General features: G+C 40.2%; 19 protein-coding genes and 1 riboswitch. Of the genes, 1 reads left to right on the top strand and 18 read right to left on the bottom strand.

What is annotated here, in order from left to right; genetic code table 11:
* Nucleotides 1-54: 54 nt before the first annotated feature.
* The 5 genes from ACLIJJ_RS19040 to ACLIJJ_RS19020 form a co-directional block, all read right to left on the bottom strand.
* Nucleotides 55-1,233: an ABC transporter permease gene (locus ACLIJJ_RS19040; protein WP_237940716.1), complete on the bottom strand. Its 1,179-nt coding sequence runs from the start codon at nt 1,231-1,233 to the stop codon at nt 55-57.
* Nucleotides 1,230-1,931: an ABC transporter ATP-binding protein gene (locus ACLIJJ_RS19035; protein WP_245399834.1), complete on the bottom strand. Its 702-nt coding sequence runs from the start codon at nt 1,929-1,931 to the stop codon at nt 1,230-1,232. The genes ACLIJJ_RS19040 and ACLIJJ_RS19035 overlap by 4 nt, the downstream gene beginning before the upstream one ends.
* Entirely contained in the window at nt 1,931-2,932 is a 1,002-nt protein-coding gene (locus ACLIJJ_RS19030; RefSeq protein WP_411411474.1) for an efflux RND transporter periplasmic adaptor subunit, read from the bottom strand. The genes ACLIJJ_RS19035 and ACLIJJ_RS19030 overlap by 1 nt, the downstream gene beginning before the upstream one ends.
* A 218-nt stretch (nt 2,933-3,150) precedes the next feature.
* Nucleotides 3,151-4,404 (bottom strand): M20/M25/M40 family metallo-hydrolase, encoded by a 1,254-nt coding sequence (locus tag ACLIJJ_RS19025; protein WP_233316364.1) that lies wholly within the window; start codon nt 4,402-4,404, stop codon nt 3,151-3,153.
* Nucleotides 4,405-4,540: 136 nt separating this feature from the next.
* The gene (locus ACLIJJ_RS19020) at nt 4,541-5,368 is read right to left on the bottom strand and encodes an SAM hydrolase/SAM-dependent halogenase family protein (RefSeq protein WP_311315912.1); all 828 of its coding nucleotides are present in this window, start codon (nt 5,366-5,368) and stop codon (nt 4,541-4,543) included.
* 178 nt (nt 5,369-5,546) lie between these two features.
* Nucleotides 5,547-5,591, top strand: a riboswitch (PreQ1 riboswitch).
* 7 nt (nt 5,592-5,598) lie between these two features.
* Between ACLIJJ_RS19020 and ACLIJJ_RS19015 the strand changes: the two genes are divergently transcribed.
* Nucleotides 5,599-6,120, top strand: coding sequence for a QueT transporter family protein (locus tag ACLIJJ_RS19015; RefSeq protein WP_237940715.1), 522 nt, complete (start codon nt 5,599-5,601; stop codon nt 6,118-6,120).
* Between the two features lie 41 nt (nt 6,121-6,161).
* Here ACLIJJ_RS19015 and ACLIJJ_RS19010 read toward each other — a convergent pair whose 3' ends face one another.
* From ACLIJJ_RS19010 to ACLIJJ_RS18950, 13 genes are all read right to left on the bottom strand, one after another.
* Nucleotides 6,162-6,641, bottom strand: a complete 480-nt coding sequence (locus ACLIJJ_RS19010) for a GNAT family N-acetyltransferase (protein WP_251646410.1) — start codon at nt 6,639-6,641, stop codon at nt 6,162-6,164.
* An 18-nt stretch (nt 6,642-6,659) separates the two neighbouring features.
* On the bottom strand, nt 6,660-7,739 hold the full coding sequence (locus tag ACLIJJ_RS19005) for a toxic anion resistance protein (protein ID WP_237940713.1): 1,080 nt from the start codon (nt 7,737-7,739) through the stop codon (nt 6,660-6,662).
* Complete coding sequence (locus ACLIJJ_RS19000) at nt 7,736-8,395, bottom strand: 5-bromo-4-chloroindolyl phosphate hydrolysis family protein (protein WP_233316360.1); 660 nt, start codon at nt 8,393-8,395, stop codon at nt 7,736-7,738. Before ACLIJJ_RS19000 ends, ACLIJJ_RS19005 begins: the two co-directional genes overlap by 4 nt.
* 261 nt (nt 8,396-8,656) lie before the next feature.
* Nucleotides 8,657-9,889 carry an L-lactate MFS transporter gene (locus tag ACLIJJ_RS18995; protein WP_233316359.1) on the bottom strand — a complete coding sequence of 411 codons (1,233 nt, stop codon included), beginning with the start codon at nt 9,887-9,889 and terminating at the stop codon, nt 8,657-8,659.
* A 152-nt stretch (nt 9,890-10,041) separates the two neighbouring features.
* Nucleotides 10,042-10,791 carry a LytR/AlgR family response regulator transcription factor gene (locus tag ACLIJJ_RS18990; RefSeq protein ID WP_251646408.1) on the bottom strand — a complete coding sequence of 250 codons (750 nt, stop codon included), beginning with the start codon at nt 10,789-10,791 and terminating at the stop codon, nt 10,042-10,044.
* The gene (locus ACLIJJ_RS18985; RefSeq protein WP_411411473.1) at nt 10,788-12,455 is read right to left on the bottom strand and encodes an ECF transporter S component; all 1,668 of its coding nucleotides are present in this window, start codon (nt 12,453-12,455) and stop codon (nt 10,788-10,790) included. Before ACLIJJ_RS18985 ends, ACLIJJ_RS18990 begins: the two co-directional genes overlap by 4 nt.
* A gap of 135 nt (nt 12,456-12,590) precedes the next feature.
* Complete coding sequence (gene opp4C, locus ACLIJJ_RS18980; protein ID WP_233316356.1) at nt 12,591-13,511, bottom strand: oligopeptide ABC transporter permease; 921 nt, start codon at nt 13,509-13,511, stop codon at nt 12,591-12,593.
* 12 nt (nt 13,512-13,523) lie between these two features.
* On the bottom strand, nt 13,524-14,486 hold the full coding sequence (locus ACLIJJ_RS18975; RefSeq protein ID WP_233316355.1) for an ABC transporter permease: 963 nt from the start codon (nt 14,484-14,486) through the stop codon (nt 13,524-13,526).
* Nucleotides 14,487-14,715: 229 nt separating this feature from the next.
* Nucleotides 14,716-16,449, bottom strand: coding sequence for a peptide-binding protein (locus tag ACLIJJ_RS18970; protein ID WP_233316354.1), 1,734 nt, complete (start codon nt 16,447-16,449; stop codon nt 14,716-14,718).
* 85 nt (nt 16,450-16,534) lie between these two features.
* On the bottom strand, nt 16,535-17,539 hold the full coding sequence (locus ACLIJJ_RS18965) for an ABC transporter ATP-binding protein (RefSeq protein ID WP_233316418.1): 1,005 nt from the start codon (nt 17,537-17,539) through the stop codon (nt 16,535-16,537).
* Between the two features lie 24 nt (nt 17,540-17,563).
* A complete protein-coding gene (locus tag ACLIJJ_RS18960) occupies nt 17,564-18,535 on the bottom strand; it encodes an ABC transporter ATP-binding protein (RefSeq protein ID WP_233316353.1) in 972 nt (323 codons plus the stop codon).
* Between the two features lie 773 nt (nt 18,536-19,308).
* A complete protein-coding gene (locus ACLIJJ_RS18955) occupies nt 19,309-19,482 on the bottom strand; it encodes a hypothetical protein (RefSeq protein WP_233316352.1) in 174 nt (57 codons plus the stop codon).
* Nucleotides 19,483-19,650: 168 nt separating this feature from the next.
* Nucleotides 19,651-20,265: an acetate uptake transporter gene (locus tag ACLIJJ_RS18950; protein ID WP_237940711.1), complete on the bottom strand. Its 615-nt coding sequence runs from the start codon at nt 20,263-20,265 to the stop codon at nt 19,651-19,653.
* Nucleotides 20,266-20,361 lie beyond the last annotated feature (96 nt).

The following is a 20,361-nucleotide window of genomic DNA, read 5'->3' as shown; positions in this document are numbered from 1 at the left end:
CTATGAAAAGAGGGTCAGGCTTTTACTATACTAGCAAAAGCCTGACCCTAAATATTACTGATACCTCAAGGCCTCTAACGGGCTTAAGTTTGATGCTTTGTTAGCAGGGAAGATGCCGAATATTATCCCTATTAAGATAGAGAAGGTTACCGAACCTCCGACAATCCACCAAGTGATCTGCATTGTCATATCAAGCATGCTTGACAGCACCTCAGCACTTCCAAGTCCAATCAAGGCACCGAGTATTCCGCCAAATGCACTTAAAACAACCGCTTCAATTAAGAACTGTAACATGATATCTTTTTTCTTCGCTCCAATTGCTTTTCTTATCCCGATTTCCCTTGTTCTTTCTGTAACAGATACAAGCATAATGTTCATGATGCCAATTCCTCCGACAATTAAGGAAATACTTGCGATACCTGCAAGCAGATATGTCATTGTATTGCTGACAGAATCAAGGGCATCAGATACAGAAGATTGATTGCGGACAGAATAGGATGTTTCGTCACCGCCGAATTGGTTGTATAAATCCTGCTCCATTTTTGCCATTCCAATTTCAACAGTATCCTCAGATGTCATTTTAACTGTAGCTGATGTTACATATGTTTGCCCGATAAAGCGCTGTGCTGTTGTAAAAGGAATCAATACTTGATCATCAACAGAGCCTGACAGTTCTTCACCTTGCTCCTCTAGCACACCAATTACTTTAAAAGTTGTGCCATCTATTTTAATAGTCTGGTCAACAGCATTTGAAAAACCAAACAGTTCTGTAGCAACATTGGCGCCTAACACGACGACCTTATTACGGTTATCCAAATCAATATCCATAATGCTGCGCCCAGAGCGGACCGTAATGTCATTTACATCTTCGTAGGAATTGTTAATCCCTGTTACAGTAACACCTTCGCTTGATGTTGTACCGTTTTTCAATGTACTGCTAGTAGAAACCGTCGGTGCTACTGCTTCTACCTCCGACAAATCTTCAAAGGACATGAGTTCATCATATGTGACGACTTCCTCATCGCTTGAATTGCCAGACAGTGATACGGAAACAGTTGTGCTGCCAAGACTGGAAACCTCTTCTGAAACCGATTGGGAAGCACCCATTCCTAAAGAGGTCAAGGCAATTACAGCAGCAACTCCGATAATTATTCCAAGCATCGTCAGAACGGCTCTAAGCTTGTTCATGGTTATATTCTTAAATGATATTTTTATTGCTTGCCCTAATTTCAAGAAACTCCTACCTCCTTTTCCTCCCTGAGTCTTCCATCTTGAATACGGATGACTCTCTTAGCCTGCTTCGCTATTTCAAGATCATGGGTGATTAATATAATTGTATGTCCTTGCTTGTTCAAATCCTTGATTAGCTTCATCACTTCTACTCCTGTCTTACTGTCCAACGCCCCTGTAGGTTCGTCCGCAAGCAGAATCGGCGGGTTGCCGGCAAGAGCGCGGGCAATCGCCACACGCTGCTGCTGGCCACCTGACAATTCAGTCGGCCTATGGCCAGCACGTTCCAGCAATCCTACCTTTTTTAAAGCAGTCAAAGCAACTTCTTTTCGTTCCTTGCTGTTCATTCCTCTGTAAATTAACGGCAGTTCTACATTTTCAAATGCCGATTGCTTCGTCAACAGATTGAATGACTGAAAGATAAAGCCAATCTTATGGTTTCTTACATCTGCTAACTGTTTGCTTTTTAATTGAAAGACATTTTGCCCATCAAGGAAGTATTCGCCAGAATCTGGTGTATCCAGACAGCCGATCATATTCATCAAGGTCGATTTGCCTGACCCTGATGGACCGATGATGGCAATAAAGTCGCCCTTATTAATAGAGAAGCTCACATTATCCAGTGCCTTGACCGTTTCTCCGCCAAGTGTATATTGCTTATTTAAGTTCTTAATTTCTACAATTCTATTTTCTTCAATCATTACTGGTTAGCACCTCCGCCGCCGAAGCCGCCTGATGGCATTTGCCCTCCGCTTGGCATTTGTCCGCCTGATGGCATTTGCCCTCCGCCTGGCAAGCCCTGCTGGCTGCTGCTGTCACTGCTTGATTCAAATGTTGGCAGAACAACTGTAGTTCCTTCTTCTAATCCACTTGTAATTTCAGCAACATCTTCATTTTCCAAACCTACTTCTACAGTCTGCTTTGTTGTTGCTGTTGCTGTTGAACCTTCCTCAGTTGTTGAAGATCCAGACGGGATTAGAACATAATATTCATCATCTTCTTTTTGTACTGCTTCGACTGGAACTGTTACTACATCTGTTTTACTGTCCGTTGTGATAGTTGCTTCTGCTGTCATCCCAACTAATAATCCAGAAGGTTTTTTAACTTTTACTGTTACCTCGTATTTTGCCACACTAGAACCTTCAGATGAAGTTGCCTCTTTTGCAACATTCGTTACTTCACCTGTAAATTCTTTGTCTTCTAAAGCACTTACTGTAATCGTAGCTTCTTGTCCTTTCTCAACTTTAGAAATATCAAGCTCGTCCACATTTACAACCATTTCTAAATTATCATAGTCTGTTTCTGTCAATACTTCTGTTCCCATTGAAACACTGTCGCCTTCTTCTACATTAAGCGCCGTAATTTCACCAGAGAAAGAAGCTGTAATCGGGTCAAGCGTATCATCTTCAAATGTAACAAGTTCATCTCCTTCTTCGACTTCATCTCCAACTGCTACATTCACCTCATCGACTGTTGCATTGCCGACAGAGGTTACTGCCTCTGTATTAATAGCTGCTATGCTGCCAGTTCCGCTCACATTAATTTCTACATCTCCAACTTCTGCAGCAGCGGTTTGTGTTGTTGCCTGTGCAGCTACTTGCTGCGTATCATTTTTTGTGAAATAAAAGTAGGAACCAAAACCTCCACCAATTACTACAACAATAACTCCGCTAACGATCCATTTCTTTATGCTTTTCTTCATCCTTCTTCTCATCCTCTTTCTTGTTATATTTTATATGCTTAACTTGCATTTTTTCTTAGTTCCAATAGGCTTGTGCCTCTTACAAGTAATAGAATATAAAAGAAATGTGTCAGGAATAAGTCGAGGGAAATATTTTTTAAAAGTTTCCCAAAAAATTTTTAGGAACGGCTTTTTACACTCAAAAAAAAGCAGAGAAACTTAGTTCTCTGCTTTATCTATTATTTCTTTGATAGTAATGGTGCTGTTACATCTCTCATTCCTACTAGTCCTAATATCGTCAAAAAGATATTTTGCGGTCCGATATGGGCATCTGTTGGATCGAAATACTCCTCTAAAGTGTGAAAACCGCCGCTGTTACTGCCACCGCCACCTAATGTCACAGCAGGAATGCCAAGGCTGATCGGTACATTGGAATCTGTGCTGAAGGCTTGTGACAGCACAGGGTTCAAACCGAGAGAAGCTGCTGCAGCAATCGTTGTCTGCACTATTTCTCCTTCTGGGCTTTGTGCGCCTGCCGGTCTGTCACCTACCTGCTTAATTGTCACTTCAATCGCTGTCTTTTCACTGTTCCAGCGATTGTTCTCCTCTTCTGCCGAGTTGTGGAGAATATCCATGACCTGCTCTTCGAGACGAATAAGCTCTTCTGCAGAATTAGAACGCATATCAAGCATCATGCTGGCTTCTTCGGCAATTGTATTTACTGAAGTGCCGCCTGTTATCGTACCGACATTAAAGGTTGTTTTCGGTTCGTCAGGCGTTTTTATATCACCGATTTTACTGATTGCTCTGCCGAGTGCATGAATCGGGCTCGGGATACCAAAGTCGCCAAAGCTGTGGCCTCCTGATCCTTTATAAGTAATGTGGAAACGATGGCTTCCTGTCCCGAGATAGGTAATGCGCTCCGGATGCCCAGGCTCGATGGAAATAAAGCCGTCTATATCCGTCCTGTCCGCAAACAAGCCCTTTACTCCTCTCAAGTCGCCGAGTCCTTCCTCTCCCACTGTTGCTCCAAAAATAATATCGCCTTCTGTCTGAATGTTTGTCTCATTAAATGCTCGCACCAGTGTTAGTACAGCTGCAAGCCCGCGGCCATCATCAGAAATTCCCGGAGCAAACACCTTGCCATTCTCTCTTCTGACAACTATATCTGTCCCATTCGGAAAAACAGTATCCAAGTGAGCACATACGAAAATTCTTGGACCTTTACCAGTGCCAGGGCGAATTCCAAACACATTGCCGTGTCTGTCTTCCTGAATATCGTCAAGACCAAGAAGCTCCAGCTTCGCCTTATAAACCCTGCCTCTTTCCGCTTCCATAAAAGAAGGCGCCGGTATTTTTGTGAGCTCAATCTGCTCCTCCAGCGTTGCATCTGCATCCTTTAGCAAATACTCCAGCCCTTTTTGCACAAGGGAATGTTCCAGCAATTGATCAAATACACCTTTCGTTTTCACAGCAGCAACTTGTTCTCTCAAAAATTACCCCTTCTTTCATTTATTTCGTTTTACAAAATAGAATATTTTTATTATATTCTAAATTTTCTATAAATACTATCTTTCTTTTATAAAAACAAAAAAACCAGACCGCTATAAACGCGTCTGGTTATCTTATTTATTTCTCTACTAGTATTCTCCACTCATTGCCTGTTCCTAAATTATATCTGTTTGCCATCGACTTCTGGTTAATAGCGAGACTGAAATAATGAAGAGAATTCAAGTAGGCAATAGGTTCGCCAATAGCAGCGTCAGCAAAAGAATGACCAAAAAGAACTTTATCCTTGAAGATTTCTTCCTTATTATAATTGATTGTGACAGTTAATGTATCTCCATATTTTACTCCGCTTTGTTTTACCATAGACGCCGGGATATTCGTCCATATATTTCCGAACCGATTATCATGTATTTCAATAATGCCATTAAGCTCATTATTAGCCAGTACCGCTTTTACAACAGGCAATGTTACAACTGCTTCCTTTTCTGTGGAGTGTCCGATATCTTGGTAGCTTATTTGTCCTGAAGCAAGTCTCGCACCTGTATAGGCATAAATATCTCTGCCATGAAAAGTGTATGACTCACCGCTGTTTGGAAGGCGATTCTTTGTTTCATCAAGCACGCGAACTTCTTCTATTGCATGAAGCATATGTGTAATCGTGCCATTGTCAGGCGTGATTATGTAATGGCCTTCTAAAGTTTTTACAACGATACTCTTTCTGTCTGATCCAACGCCTGGATCTACTACAGAAACAAATACAGTTCCTTTCGGCCAGTAAGACACAGTTTGTAGAAGGCGATAAGAAGCCTCCCATATATTAAAAGGGGGAATATCATGTGTCAGGTCAAAAATGCGCAAATCAGGTTGAACGGAATTGGCCACTCCATACATAGCTGAAACGGCTCCGTCACTTAAACCAAAGTCAGATTGCAATACTAATGCTTTCACTAAATCACCATTCCTCTCAAAGCTGCATTTTACAATTGGCTAATATTTATTATATGTGTGAAGAGAAAACATATTATGCACACCACAGTGCGTAGGGCTATTAATTATATTAGGATAAAATTATATTGACTCACATACCCTTTTAATGTAGGATTATTGTTTGGTTTTATAATATTTTCATATCGTGGTTCGTAACCATCCCACGTAAAAAAACTAAGGGAGAGAAAAAAATGAATACAAAAACACTTGCAGTAAACGGTGTGATTGCAGCATTGTACATTGCTGTCACTGTTGCAATTGCTCCATTCGGCTTTACGAATGTCCAGTTTCGCTTATCCGAAATGTTTAATCATCTTGTTGTCTTCAATAAGAAATACATTTACGGAATAGTTGCTGGAGTATTTCTAGCTAATTTATTCTTTTCGCCAATGGTTCCTTATGACCTTATATTTGGTGTTGGCCAGTCTATTATCAGTTTGCTTATTACCATAGTAGTTGGTCGCTATGTAAAAAACATTGTTAAGCGTATGATTATTAATACTATCGTGTTTACCTTCACGATGTTTATTATTGCCTTTGAATTGCATTTAGCATTGGACTTTCCATTCTGGGCAACATGGCTTACAACAGCAGTCGGCGAATTTGTCGTCCTTGCAGTCGGGATTCCGATCATCTACGTTATCAATAAGCGAGTTGATTTTGCTTCCTTGATAAATGGAACGAAAAGAACTTATTCTCCATCAAGAGATTAAAATATAACAAAATCACCTTAAAGATTTTAGGGTGATTTTTTTTATATGTTCTTGTGTAAAACCAGCTGGTGGCCGGCACTTCCGGCAGCACGCAGTCCTCTGTCTGCAAAGCCTGCCTTCTCATAAACATGCTGTGCAGCCTCATTGTCCTCGTTAACGGCAAGAATCAGTTCATCTGCAGAAGGAAACGAGCCCTTTATAAACTCAGGAAGTTGCTTTAGCATGCTTCCAGCAAATCCTCTACCCTGGTAACTTGCTTCAATCGAATAGGCGCGCAGCAATATGGCGTTCTTATTGCTGTGGTATTCCATCACACCTTTCCCTTTATGCAGAACGAAAAAACCTGCAAGCTGCAAATCCCATAGCAGCAGAAACGGATATCTATCTTTATCTGTGTCACATTGTTCCATTGCAGCAAGAGGCATGGCCGTCCACTGCTCCTGCCCCTTTTTCAAGCGGTAATTTTTTAAAAGTATCCGATTCGCATCAGTGCATGGAACGATCTTAAGCTTTGCTTCCATCTTTACCACTCCTGCCTGCTATTTATCGAGCTGAATGACCGTTTTTAATTCGTGTTCCGCCTGCTGTCTTGTTTGGCTGCCGTCTACCTGGATGGCGATTGTTTCTTCAATTGCAGACAAAAGCTTTTGCTGAGTTTCTTTCAGTTCAGCAATCTCTAGGATTTGCCCCTGACTGCCGCTTGCATTCATACGGATCATTTCTGTGTTTTTTTCAATAATATTACCTGTGGCGTTGCGGAGACTGCTTTCTGTTTCCATTGCATGCTTTTGCCTCAATAATGTTAATGCAATGGACAGTTGATTTCTCCACAGGGGAATTGCTGTCATAATGGAAGACTGGATTTTCTCCACAACGGTCTGGTTTGTTTGCTGAATCAGTCTGATTTGAGGTGCTGTCTGGATGGTAATTTGTCTGCTGATTTTTAAATCGTAGATGCGTTTCTCCAACCTTTCAGCAAAGTCCTCCATATCCTCTGCCTCCTGCATTTTCATTTCGTCCTGAAGCTCTAATGCAAGCTTTCTCTTGTCTGGGATTATTTGCTCCTTTACCTCTGCAAGCTTTGTTTCTGCAGCTGCAATCAGTATATTTAGATCATGGAAATACTTTTTGTTGCTTTCATAAAGCTGCTCCAGCAAATGAATATCTGAGATAAGCAAATTTTTGCTTCTTGTAAGCCTTACGCTAATCCTGTCAATCTGAGCACTTGTTTTTTGATATTGAGACAGTATCTCCTGCACAGAAGACTTTGCTCTGCCGAAAAGACGAGAAAACAGCCCCTTCTTTTTAACCGATAATTCATCAGGATTGATGTCATCAAGCCGCACCATTAAATCCTTCATAATACTGCTTACTTCTCCTACATCCTTTCTTTGGACATGGTCAATCATCGTCTGTGAAAAAGTAAGGAGCCGTTTTTGCGCATCATGTCCGAAATTTATCAGGGCATGATGACTGGACCAATCGAGGCTATCGGCAAGCGCTTTCGCTTCAAGCTGCTCTTGTTCAGATAAAACAGGAAAAAGGCGATGTGAATTCGCCTTTTCTGCAGGACTATTCTGCAAGCTCTCGTTTAATTGAATTTCATCCCTTTCGGTCATTTTAACCTCCTGCTTTCATCAATTGGCTTATTATCTAATTTCTTGCTGTCCAAAGTATGACGAACTACATCCATCTCGAAATGCAAGTCATCGATGTCATCTGCAAGAATCTCATGAAGATCCTCCTCCAGTGTGAATGACAGCTTCTCTAAAGTAATTCTCGTTTCAGTCAGCGTTTCCTGCAAATCATAATTTTTCTTTGGCTGGGCAGAAAGCAAAGCGTATTTTTCCGCTATTTCTACAGCAGAATCCAAATGGGAATAATAGAACTTTTCCGCCTTGTAGAATCTTTTCGGCTCCTGTTTTGTCAAACGGTAGATTTTTTTCGTCACCCTGATAAAATCAATTCTCTTCTTTATAGACGGCAAATGGCGGATTTGTAACATCGCCCGATTAAGCCTCGATATCTTGCTGTTTGCTTCTTTAAGCTGTTTTTGAATAAACTTATACTCTTTTCTTGTCAAAGCATGCTTCTTTAAAAATCTGTGGGAGCTGATTCCATCGGCTAGGAAATAAGCAGCAGTCCCGAGGCCCACCGCATATATGACTGATAGGAAGAAACCTTGATTGAATGCAAACATGCTAACAAACCAAGTCAATATCCCTGTTGGCAGCGCAACACCCGTTCGGATGAGAAAAAGCAAAAATGAGTTCAATTTGATCGACTCCTGACTTTACGTCTTTTATTTTTATACGAACTATGTGAAAAAAAGGTTTCAATTATATTACTCTTATGCTTATACAATAACGGATAAGCAATATTTTTTCCATAGACTTAAAAAGGAATCGCATCTAAGACTTAAGACGTAATTATCATAAAACAGCTCCTTTCCTTATGCATATACGAACTCTCTCAAAAACATGCAAAAAACCCCTCTAAAGAAATATCTTTAGAGGGACTAGCAACTATTTACATATCAGTACTTGTGTGAAGGCTGCATGTTAGGCAGCTTCTGATTAGATTTTCTTTCCGCTTTACCTTGGTATGGCGGTTTGATTGTGAATGCAATTACCAAGGAGATAATGCAGAGAATCGTCAAGATAATGAAGGTTGGAATAAATCCTCCTAAAAGTGCTGCAATAAAGGAACCGGCCAATGCACCGATGCCAAAACCTTGATAGATTACACCGTAGTTTTTGCTTTGATTCTTTAATCCGAAGAAGTCTGCTACAATCGTAGGGAATACAGTAATGTTTCCACCAAAGCAGAAGGCAATAACCGCAACACAAGCAAAGAATATCGGGAAGTTTAATGGAACAAAGCTCAATGTTGCTACAGCAATTGCCGTTGCGAATAATGCACCTGAAACAACTTTCAATCTGCCGACTTTATCTGACAGCGCTCCTAAAACTATACGGCCTGTCGTATTAAAGATTGCAACTAATGCTACTGCATTTGCAGCAGTTGCTGCATCGAGACCTGCAAGACTAACACCGATATCCTTAACAATACCAATCAAGTATAGTCCGCTCATGCATGCTGTAAAGAAAATGACGAACAGCAGGTATGCCTGTTTTGTCTTCAGCATTTCCTTCACTGTATAATCCTTTGTAGCAACATTTCCTGCTGCTGCACTTGAAGTAACCTTTGCTTCTCTCACTAGGAAAGAGCCGCCGACTACCATAATCAGAACGATGATACCCCAAAATAAGAAGGCTGACGTTACACCGTATGCACTTATAAAATGTCCATTAATATACTTAAACACAAGACTTCCAGTTCCGTATGCTCCTACTGAAATACCTGAAATAAGACCTTTTTTCTCTGGGAACCACTTAATTAAATTCGATAATGTTGTAATATACGCTGTACCATCGGCAAAGCCGACAACCACTCCTGCAAGCACATAAAGCATTCCGAGTGATGAAGCTTGAGAGCTAAGAATCAACCCTACGCCGAGCAATATACCTGATGCAGCGATTAGGCGGCGAATTCCCCATTTATCCTGCAGGCGCCCTGCAAACAATGTCGCAAATGCCAATGCGAAGCTAGTAATAGAAAAGGTGATAGCAACAGAGCTTAATTTCCAGCCAAATGCATCAACAAGCGGCTGATTGAACAAGCTCCACGTATATATTGTACCAAGACCCATTTGAACAATGATTGTACCGATGACAATTAACAGCCGGTTTTCTGTGCGGTTTTTCATCTGAAATCTCCTCTTTTCCTCGTTTCGGTTCTTCCTATATAAAACTCTTAACTTAAGATTTAAGCGTTTTCTTTATAGGAGGATTATACCTCCGAAACTATTCATAAAATCGTTTTCAGAATGAATTGCAAAGATTTCGGAATGAATTGCATTTATAGCTGCATAATTTGTCGGAATTCCTTTACCTTGCTTCTGCTTACAGGCACCTCTCCTTTAATGTCTTTTAATCTTAAAATATACGTATGATTAAACCAAGGGACAATCTCATGGATCTTTGTAAGATTGACTGTATACGAGCGATGGCATTTAAAGAACAAATCTTCAGGAAGCTTTGCATGAAATTCTGAAATACTCATCGGCATCATATATTCATCTGTTTTCGTATAGACAATCGTCACCTTCTCACTTGCAGAAGCATAGTAAATATCGTTCACATCTGTTACGATAATATTTTCATTTTTACGGAGATTGATTCTCCTGCTGGCTCCTTGATCTGCAGCAGGCTCCTTTTCTCCCTTGTCTTCCTCTTTGCCATAGTCCTTCTCAAAAGCTGTCTCCAGCTTTCTCAGCATTGCGGCAATTCTTTTTTCATCATAAGGTTTTAAAATATAATCGAACGCTTCAAGCTCAAAAGCTTGCGCTGCATGCTCCTTATAGGCTGTCGTAAAAATAATATACGGCTTTTTTGCAAACAAACTGATATTGCCGGCAAGGAGCATGCCATCAAGTGATGGGATATTTATATCAAGAAATATCGCGTCTACTTCCTCCTCCTGTAAAAACTTAAGGACATCAAGCCCATCCTCAAAAGCACCAACAATTTCAATACCACTATGTGTTTCGATTAAATATTCCAGCTCTTCTTTTGCTGGAATTTCATCCTCTACAATTATTGCTCTCATTGTTTCTCCTTTGTTATGTCAAAATATACTTTTGTACCAGGATTCAATCTTTCAATCACAAGTCCTTTTCCATAAATCAGCTTCACTCTTTCATGCACATTGGAAAGACCTATTTGTTTGGATGACATTTCGCCGCGGTACAGCTTATCAATGATTTCCTGTTTAATTCCTTCACCTGTATCCTCCACACTGACCCTGATAGTTTCCTCTTTGTCCTCAACTGAAATAGTGATAAGGCCAGGTGCTTTTCTTTTCAATATTCCATGGACAACGGCATTCTCAACCAATGGCTGGATAAGAAGGCTCGGCACTTTAATGTGAACATCATCTATATGGTATTCAACTTGCAGCTTGCTGCCAAACCGAGCCTTTTCAATATCGATATAATCCTGGACTTGCTGTAAAGCAAGATGAATGTCAATTAATTCATCTCCTACCTCTAAGTTATATCTCATATATCCAGATAAACTGATTATCAATTCCCGAGCTTTTTCGGGATTTCGTCTTGTAGTTGAAGCAATTGCATTTAACGCATTGAACAAAAAATGTGGATTGATTTTTGTCTGTAATGCCTTCAATTCAGCTTTATTGGCTGCTTCCTTTATTTGTTCGACTCTGGAAACCTCCATTAATGTAGAAATTATTTGGGCAAGCCCAATCGCCATCGTTTGAAGTGTATGAGTGATAGTATATGCTTTGCGGTAGTAAATCTTTAATGTACCAGTTACCACTCCTCTTTCTTCAAGAGGGATGATTAGCAAACAATGAATTTGCGGTGTATGATGGTCTGCAATATTATTGCGGATTGTTATCTTGCCGCTGCTTATCGTTTCCTTCGTTAAGCCACTGATAATTTCATGTCCGTTTTTATATTTTTCTTCACCAAAGCCGACATATGCAAGAACATCCATCGTATCGGTGATAGCCACAGCATCTGCTTTAATCTCCTTCTGGATAATCTTGCAGATCTTATGAAGCGATTCACTGTTGATAGACCGAAAATACGGCAAGGTTTTGTTAGCAATACCTAATGCCAGCTGTGCCTGCTTTGCAGCAATTCTCTCTTTCTCTCCTTCAACACTCGCAATCATCAAGACGATAAAGCCAATGCTGACTTGTCCTAATATCATCGGCAGAGCGATTTTAGCAACAATATCCACACCTAGAGAGAACGGCTCTGCCATCACAAGAATAAGCACCATTGTCAGCATTTCGCAAATCATACCAGCAATGATTCCGTATACCCATCTCTTTTGTTTCTTTACACGGAAATAAATAATGCCCGCAACAATCCCTGCCAAAATGCTTGTTATTAAACAAGGCACAGAGGTGACCCCGCCTATATCAATTAAATAACGATGAACACCTGACACAATTCCAGTGATGATTCCGACCCACGGTCCAAATAAAATCCCGCCGGACATAACTGCAATAATGCGGATATTAACAATCGAACCTTCTACCTCGATTCCCGAATACGTGCCAAACAAAGCGAAGGCGCAAAATATGAACGTAATCAGCGTCAATTCTGTTGGAGAATGATTTTCCTTCTGCAATGTTTCCTTAAATTTCGGCACTCTTGATAAAAAAAACAGCGTAATAAGCAGTAATGCTGCCCTCTCAATTAATTGAATGAGCATTTGAATTTCCATTGACGCATACATCTGTAATCCTCCTCTTGATGCCATTATGTTATGTATGTATTTTCTTCTATTATATATTAGCAATAAACAAGGTTAGCTTCATCTGTTTCCAGATAAAAGAAAAAAACCTGCCAAATCATTAGCAGGTTTTCCTCATTAACGCTTATTGCTTTTTGGATCAAGTGCGTCGCGAAGACCGTCTCCAATAAAGTTGATGCAAAGTACCGTGACAAATATACAAAGTCCTGGCGGTATCCATGCTTCAGGGCTGTTCCGTAAAATACGGATGCTTTGTGCTTCAGAAATCATATTCCCCCATGTTGGTGTTGGCTGCGGTATTCCAAAACCGATGAAGCTCATGGCAGATTCAATGATAATATAAGTTGCCATCATCAATGTAGCGTTTACTACAATCGGCCCAATAGCATTCGGAATAAAATGCTTAAAAATAATGCGGAAATCGCTTGCGCCGATTGCCTTTGCTCCTTGAACAAATTCCTGCTCCCTCAAGGACAAATACGTTCCCCTGATTATCCTCGTTAAATTCGGCCACGAGGTTATCGCAATGATTGCAACGAAGCTGCCGATTGACACCTTTGGCATAATAGAAACTACTGTTAAAGCAATAACAATAAATGGAAGCATCATGATGATATCAGCGATACGCATGATGATCGCATCAACAATTCCGCCATAGTAGCCGGCAATGGAGCCTAACAGCACACCAATTACTAACGTACAAACCATTGCAGAGAATCCTACGATAAGAGAAATTCGTCCTCCATATAATAGACGAGCAAGATTATCCCTTCCTGAGCCATCATTGCCGAGCGGGTGATCAGCGCTTGGTCCCCGTTCAACCAACAGCAAATTTGACTTAGTTGGACTTTGGTCTGTAATCAGCGGTGCGAAAATGACGGCAAGGATAATAATCGTTAAAACAATAACACCAAGCACTGCTAATTTATTCTTTAAAAATCTGCCGAGTGCAATCTGGCCAGGAGTTTTACTTTTTTTATTTTCTACCTTTAAAGGTAAGTTTGGTTCTGTTTCGATCGTTTGTTGTTTCAGTTCCATTGTTCATTCACCTCACTCGTATCGAATTCTCGGGTCAACAAGACTGTAGCCGATATCTGCCAGCAGATTTCCCAGCAATGTAAAGAAGCCGATCATTAAAGCAATGACCATGATGACAGGATAATCCTTGCTGGAAATAGAGTTAATGAACAATGTCCCAAGACCAGGATATTGATATACACCCTCTGTAATGATGGCTCCCCCTAAAATGGCGCCAATCTCAAATCCAAGCAATGTCACAATCGGAATCAAGGCATTTCTTAATGTATGCTTGTACAATACTGTATTTTCTGTCATTCCTTTTGCTCTGGCTGTACGGATATAATCTCCTGACAGCACATCGAGCACCTCTGAGCGCATATAGCGAGTATATGTAGCCATTCCACCTAAACCTAATGTTAATCCAGGCAGGATTAAATGATGGATTTTATCCCAGAAAAGCTCTGCTCCTTGCAGATTCGGACTCGAGACCGTTCCTTGTGACGGGAACCAGCCGAGCTGGATGGCGAAGAAATAAATTGCCACCAAACCGAAGAAGAAACTCGGAATAGCAAGCCCAAAAAAGCTGAAGGTTGTTACTGTGTAGTCAAGTATAGAATATGGTTTTCTTGCTGAGTAAATCCCGATCGGAATGGAAAATAAAATCGTAATAAATAAAGAAAAGGTTCCTAGCGTGAGTGTATTGCTAACTCGTGATTCAAGCAAGTCAGTTACTTCACGTCCCTTATACACAATTGATTCCCCAAAGTCCCCCTGAAGCATATTTCCTAACCAGCGGAAATATTGCACATAAATTGGGTCATTCAACCCTAAAGCTTCTTTTTGCTGTTCATATACTTCTGGGTCTACATTCGGATCAAGCTTTCCAGTAAAGGGATCGCCAGGAGCCGCCTGCATTAAGCCAAACACGATGACAGTCAAAGCGAATAGCATTGGAATGAACACTAATACGCGACGAATAATATACTTATACATTGCTCCCCCTCCATTTCTTATGATGTAAATATAAAGCTGCTAAAGTTGCAGCCGGATTGAACCATTATTTGGTTCATTTCGTACAGACCGCAGCACCACACGAAATGAACCAAAATAACAAGAATTTAAAAGGGGCTTTCTTTAAGGAACAGGCCCCGCATATAAGTAAATTTCCTGTTAATATGCGGAATTTCCCAAAATACGAAAGCCCCATCTAATTAACCTTTAATTACTCAGTCACACTCCATAAATGTGTGTTGTTCAAGAATGAGTACGGCAATACATCTATGCCTTGAAGACGTTTGTTATGCGCCCATAAGCTGTTTTGAGCATACAGGATTAATGCTGGAAGATCTTCAGAGAACTTCACTTGCCATTCGCTGTATTTCTCTTTTCTGTAATCCTGTTCAAACGCATCTGGTGGTGTAAATGCGTCTTTTAACAGCTGTTCTGCTTCAGGGTTATTCCAACGAGAATAGTTGTAAGCAGCATTAGCAGACCATAAGCCGCTCGGATCTGGGTCTGTGCTGTCTAAGCTCCAGCCAAGCAAGTATAGATCCCAATCTTGTGCATTCTTTTCTAGGTCTTCAAAGTATGCAGCAGCTTGTTTTGGCTGACGCAAGTCAATTTTGATTCCGACAGCTTCAAGATATTCTTGAATGATTGGTGCGGATTTTTCACGAATTTGGTTTCCTAATGGATAGTTCAGGTTCAACACCCACTCTTTTCCATCTGGATCTTCACGGAAGCCGTCGCCATTTGTATCTTTATAGCCTGCTTCATCTAATAGTGATTTTGCTTTTTCTGCATCAAATGCATATTGGTTAGGCTTTGTATCATCATATGCCCAGAATTGTGTTGCGATAGGAGAGTTTTGAATTACCCCTTTGCCGTACAGCAATCCGTTGATGATCGCTTCGCGGTCAACAGCATAAGCAATTGCCTGACGGACTTTTTGATCGGATAGCTTCGTATTTTCTGTCCATTTAGATGGATCGATAGATGTGTCGCCTTGTTCACGGTGGTTAACCATCATACCTAATACTTGGTAACCGAAATCTGGCTGTTCAATAATTTCAACATTTTCATTTGCAGCAACTGTCTCATAATCTGCAGCCTGGATACCAGTTGGATCTGCTACAAAGTCCACTTCACCGCTTTCAAGCATACCTAGGATGACAGATTGGTCTACAACCTTCCACACGATGCTGTCAAGTTTAGGTGCACCTTGCCAGTAGTCGTCGTTTTTCTCTAAAACATATTGCTCGCCTTCTACAACGTCCGTTAATTTAAATGGACCAGTACCAACAATTTTGCCTGCTTTTGTTGTGCCTTCAGCTTTTGGCATGTCAGCAATGGCAACATCTTTAAAGATATGCTCCGGAATGATTGGGAAGCTTGAATCAGAAAGGGCCAATACATTCGGCTCAGCGAATTTGAATGTTACAGTGTGGTCGTCAACTGCAACAACACCTTGGAATTCATCTGTTTTGCCAGTAGAGAAATCCTCATAGCCTAACAGTCTTGAAACATATTGTGTACGCAGACCGCCAGCCTCTACATAACCAGGGCTTGCAATCGATTTGTATGTAAATACAACATCGTTTGCTGTGAATGGCTCGCCATCATGCCATTTCACGTTTTCTTCTAAGTGGAATGTCACTTCTGTTTGGTCTTCGTTAAATTCCCAGTCTTTTGCTAATTTCGGAATAAAATCAAGGTTCTTATCTTGTCCTAATAATCCTTCATGCGTTAAAGTTAAGATATTGTTTTCATATGCATCAGCATAGAAAATTGGGTTGAATAAACCAGCAGGAGCTGTATCCATCGCACCAGTTACCGTGCCTCCATCAACTGCTTCGCCAGGCTCAGAATTCGTGTCGTCGCTTGAGTTGCTGCACGCCGCCAAGATCCCGAATATTAAGGTAAAGCCTAATACAAGTAACCAATTTTTCTTTTTCAACGTCTTTCCCCCTTAAAATAATTATCTGTAGAAAAAGCAAACCAAACTCAAAATCGACACACCACCTCCTTAAACGGCAGAATACTCAGTCTTCCTTCGTGTATAAGTGACAAGCAACGAAGTGGCCTTCTGACACTTCCGTCAAATCAGGGCGCACGATTGCACATCTTTCATGCGCTTTCGGACAGCGTGTTCTGAATGTACAGCCTGTCGGTGGATTGGACGGGCTTGGCAAATCCCCTTTGAGGATAATCTTTTCTCTCTTTCTTGTTACATCCGTTGTCGGAACTGCGGATAAAAGCGCCTGTGTATATGGATGAAGCGGTGTTTCATATAGACCTTTTTTCGGTGCCAATTCCGCTATCCTTCCTAAATACATGACTGCGACACGGTCACTTATATGTTTAACAACACTCAAATCATGGGCAATAAATAGATAGGTTAAATTGAATTCTTCCTGAAGATCTGCCATCAAGTTAAGCACCTGTGCCTGAATGGAAACATCTAATGCAGAAACTGGCTCATCACAGACAATGAATTTAGGATTCAGCGCTAGTGCTCTCGCGATGCTGATCCGCTGTCTTTGTCCACCGGAAAACTCATGAGGATACTTCGATTTCGCATCTGCCCGAAGCCCTACCTTCTCAAGTAAGCTGATTGCTTTTTCTTCCCGCTCACGTCGGTTTAAGTTCGTCTGAACTAGCAGCGGCTCTTCAATCAGCTCTTGAACACTCATTTTTCCATTTAATGAGGCAAATGGATCTTGAAATACAATCTGCATATCCTTTCTAATGGGGCGCATCTTTCTGTTGTTTAAAGTTGAAATATCCTTATCTTCAAAGACAATGCTGCCTTCTGTCGGATCAAGGAGTCTTAGAATAACTCGTCCTAGCGTAGATTTTCCAGAGCCTGATTCACCTACAAGTCCAAGCGTTTCCCCTCTGATAACATTTAATGAAATATCATCGACCGCCTTAACGTTGCCAACTGTATGCTTTAGGACTCCGCCCTTAATTGGAAAGTATTTTTTTATGTTTTTCGCTTGAAGTATGTAATCTTCTTCTGTCTTTTTTCGTAAATCTTGCTCCATTAATGACATAAAATTTTATTCCTCCTATTCATACAGGTAGCAGCGCACCTTATGGTTTTGTTCCACATCTAGAAGATTAGGATTGCTAACACGGCATTTATCCATTACATGTTTACAGCGGTCAGAAAAGCGGCAGCCAACAGGAAAATCATAGGCAGGCGGTACTGTCCCTTTAATAACACCAAGTCTGCTTACGTCATCCTCTAATTTCGGCAAACTTTCCAGAAGTCCATTCGTATACGGATGCTTCGGCTCAATGAACATCTTGTTTACTTCCGCCTGTTCAACAATCTGTCCGCCATACATAACCATGACCCTGTCAGCATATTCAGCTACGACACCTAAGTCATGCGTTATCAGCAGTACTGCCATGTTGAACTTTTTCTTCATCTCATCTAACAAATCAAGAATTTGCGCTTGAATCGTTACATCAAGAGCGGTTGTCGGCTCATCGGCAATCAGCAGCTTCGGCTCACATGAAATGGCAATAGCAATCATCGCACGCTGACGCATCCCTCCGGAAAGTTGGTGAGGATATTCATTAATTGTCTCTTCAGCCCTTGGGAAGCCGACAATTCTTAATAGCTCAACGGCTCTGATTCGCGCTTCTTCCTTTGAGACTTTTTTATGCTTGCGAATTGTTTCCATAAGCTGATTTCCAATCGTGAAGACTGGATTTAATGCGGTCATCGGCTCTTGGAATACCATGGCAATCTCACTGCCCCGCAGCTTTGCCATCTGTTTGTTAGAAAAGGGGACAATATCCTCGCCGTTAAAGCGAATCTGCCCTCCCTTAATTTTTCCAGGCTTTCCGACGAGCTTCATTATAGACAGTGAGGTTATACTTTTGCCTGAACCTGACTCACCAACCAGCGCCACTGTCTCACCAGGATTTATAGAGAAATCAACGCCATCCACAGCTTTTGCAACTCTGTGTTTATCTACTTGAAAATACGTTTTTAAACCTTCCACTTCTAATAACGCATGTTTAGTCATATACTCACCTCTGCTAAAATCCTTGAATTATTGTGTTTTAAGTTTAATTTCTTGGGTAGTAATAAATTGGTAGGATGAAATCTGATAATTAATTTTGAATTGAGGGAACTTTTTAATTAAAAAAATTATTCTGAAAATAGAAACCGTTTTGATAAATAATATAATACCTTTCTATTATTCTTGTAAAGACAAATTTTTCAGAAAAATAGATTTTTTGTAGAATCATCTAGGTTTTTAGTAGAAATCCCCACTGTTTTCCTCCATTTCTACTATTGTAGATACAACTCTCTAAAACGAAATACAGTATACAAATATAATAACTATTCTAAACAGCTATCCATTCATGATTTAAATCCTGTGCAACTAACAACTAATATAATTATAGTGAAAACTTGATGTAACTGAACGAGAAACAAAAATCGACAATTAATAAAGACAATTGTTTCTTTAGGGTGGACAACAAATGTCCACAACTAAACCGATAAAATATATTGATATAACAATAAAACTCCTACTAAAATACCGTTTAGTCTTTCTAAACTTAAAATAATTAAATTATCCTTTTTATATATTAAAAAAGAAATTTAACTATAAATACGTCCAAACATTATTAAATATGTGTAAAAAAACGTTCAGGTGAATAATATTATTCCTTTTTATTGTTATCTATTTAAAGGATTAACGGGGAAAAGGAAGCCAAAAAAGCCTCCTTCATAGATAGGGGGAGGAGATAGTTTTGGATTTTTGCAGTATGTATGTAAACTAAGAGATGATTATCGGGACATAAGCTTATCCATAATATCATCGCTAAGCTCCTTCATGATTTCCTGTTGTGAAATGAGGTCGGCGTCCTTCATCATCTGCAAATAAAGAGCCGTTTGCAGCAGCAAAGATTTTGCTTCCTCTTCCGAAAGGTCTTTTATGTTTTTTTGAAGCTCACTAATCATATATACCTCCATCATCAGCATGTCACTATATCGCCAATTACTTATTTTAACGAAATATTATAGAATTTTCCATTAGAAATGCCAACAAATCCTCTAGGTATTGCTTTAATATAGATAAATTATTTTGAGCAAAAAAAAGAGCCTATAGATAGACTCTTTTTCGTATTCTTATTTAAAAACGCCAAAAGGTTTTCCGATTGGCAGTACCGTTTTTCCAAAATGAGTATTCAGCACAATCGCGCCACATCCATAGAAGGATAACAGGGCAATACAAAGCTCTGCCACACCTGCAATCATATGTGTCACTTCATACATCACATCAAAAGAACTTAAGGACAATCCAATAAATAATATATCAATAAAAACAAAGATAAAGAATAATACCTTATGTGTTTCCATTGCCCCAATTGTCATGAAAAGGCTGAAAATTAAATAGCCGATAAATGCAAAGCCCAGCTGTTTAGGGTCAACATTTTGCGCCAATACCTCGCCAAACGCTCCAAGTTGGATTAACCAGGAAAAGCCTACGCCAAACCAGAATAGACCAAATGCTGCAAAAGCAGTTGTTCCAAAAATATTATTATGCTTCGCATCAAGCAAAGCAGCGATCAATTGAGCCAATCCACCCAAAAAGAACGCCCACGGCAGAATAAAAGATAACCCTTCTGTTAAACCAAGTTTTTGTGAAGATGCCACCAATGTCACCATTGCCAGACCGAATAGTCCAAGTGCAGATGGATCTGCCGTCACCATTTTTACTTGGGTATAGTTCTTGTTGCTCATAAATTCCTCCTATAATAAAAAAACATACTTATGTAATGTATAAGATTAGCAGGAGTGTGTCAATCCTATTTTTCATAAAAAAACATCCTTGCAATA

It is taken from the genome of Niallia laureatilytica, from assembly GCF_046613985.1.
Taxonomy (GTDB): domain Bacteria; phylum Bacillota; class Bacilli; order Bacillales; family Cytobacillaceae; genus Niallia.
Note: the sequence above shows the minus strand (reverse complement) of the source record. Positions and strands in the feature narration are given on the sequence as shown.

What these genes read in the sequence shown, in the direction of transcription:
- ACLIJJ_RS19035 (WP_245399834.1), bottom strand. Translation starts at nt 1,931, where the DNA reads ATGATTGAAGAAAATAGAATTGTAGAAATTAAGAACTTAAATAAGCAA.
- ACLIJJ_RS19030 (WP_411411474.1), bottom strand. Translation starts at nt 2,932, where the DNA reads ATGAAGAAAAGCATAAAGAAATGGATCGTTAGCGGAGTTATTGTTGTA.
- ACLIJJ_RS19015 (WP_237940715.1), top strand. Translation starts at nt 5,599, where the DNA reads ATGAATACAAAAACACTTGCAGTAAACGGTGTGATTGCAGCATTGTAC.
- ACLIJJ_RS19010 (WP_251646410.1), bottom strand. Translation starts at nt 6,641, where the DNA reads ATGGAAGCAAAGCTTAAGATCGTTCCATGCACTGATGCGAATCGGATA.
- ACLIJJ_RS19005 (WP_237940713.1), bottom strand. Translation starts at nt 7,739, where the DNA reads ATGACCGAAAGGGATGAAATTCAATTAAACGAGAGCTTGCAGAATAGT.
- ACLIJJ_RS18995 (WP_233316359.1), bottom strand. Translation starts at nt 9,889, where the DNA reads ATGAAAAACCGCACAGAAAACCGGCTGTTAATTGTCATCGGTACAATC.
- ACLIJJ_RS18990 (WP_251646408.1), bottom strand. Translation starts at nt 10,791, where the DNA reads ATGAGAGCAATAATTGTAGAGGATGAAATTCCAGCAAAAGAAGAGCTG.
- ACLIJJ_RS18985 (WP_411411473.1), bottom strand. Translation starts at nt 12,455, where the DNA reads ATGTATGCGTCAATGGAAATTCAAATGCTCATTCAATTAATTGAGAGG.
- opp4C (WP_233316356.1), bottom strand. Translation starts at nt 13,511, where the DNA reads ATGGAACTGAAACAACAAACGATCGAAACAGAACCAAACTTACCTTTA.
- ACLIJJ_RS18975 (WP_233316355.1), bottom strand. Translation starts at nt 14,486, where the DNA reads ATGTATAAGTATATTATTCGTCGCGTATTAGTGTTCATTCCAATGCTA.
- ACLIJJ_RS18965 (WP_233316418.1), bottom strand. Translation starts at nt 17,539, where the DNA reads ATGGAGCAAGATTTACGAAAAAAGACAGAAGAAGATTACATACTTCAA.
- ACLIJJ_RS18960 (WP_233316353.1), bottom strand. Translation starts at nt 18,535, where the DNA reads ATGACTAAACATGCGTTATTAGAAGTGGAAGGTTTAAAAACGTATTTT.
- ACLIJJ_RS18955 (WP_233316352.1), bottom strand. Translation starts at nt 19,482, where the DNA reads ATGATTAGTGAGCTTCAAAAAAACATAAAAGACCTTTCGGAAGAGGAA.
- ACLIJJ_RS18950 (WP_237940711.1), bottom strand. Translation starts at nt 20,265, where the DNA reads ATGAGCAACAAGAACTATACCCAAGTAAAAATGGTGACGGCAGATCCA.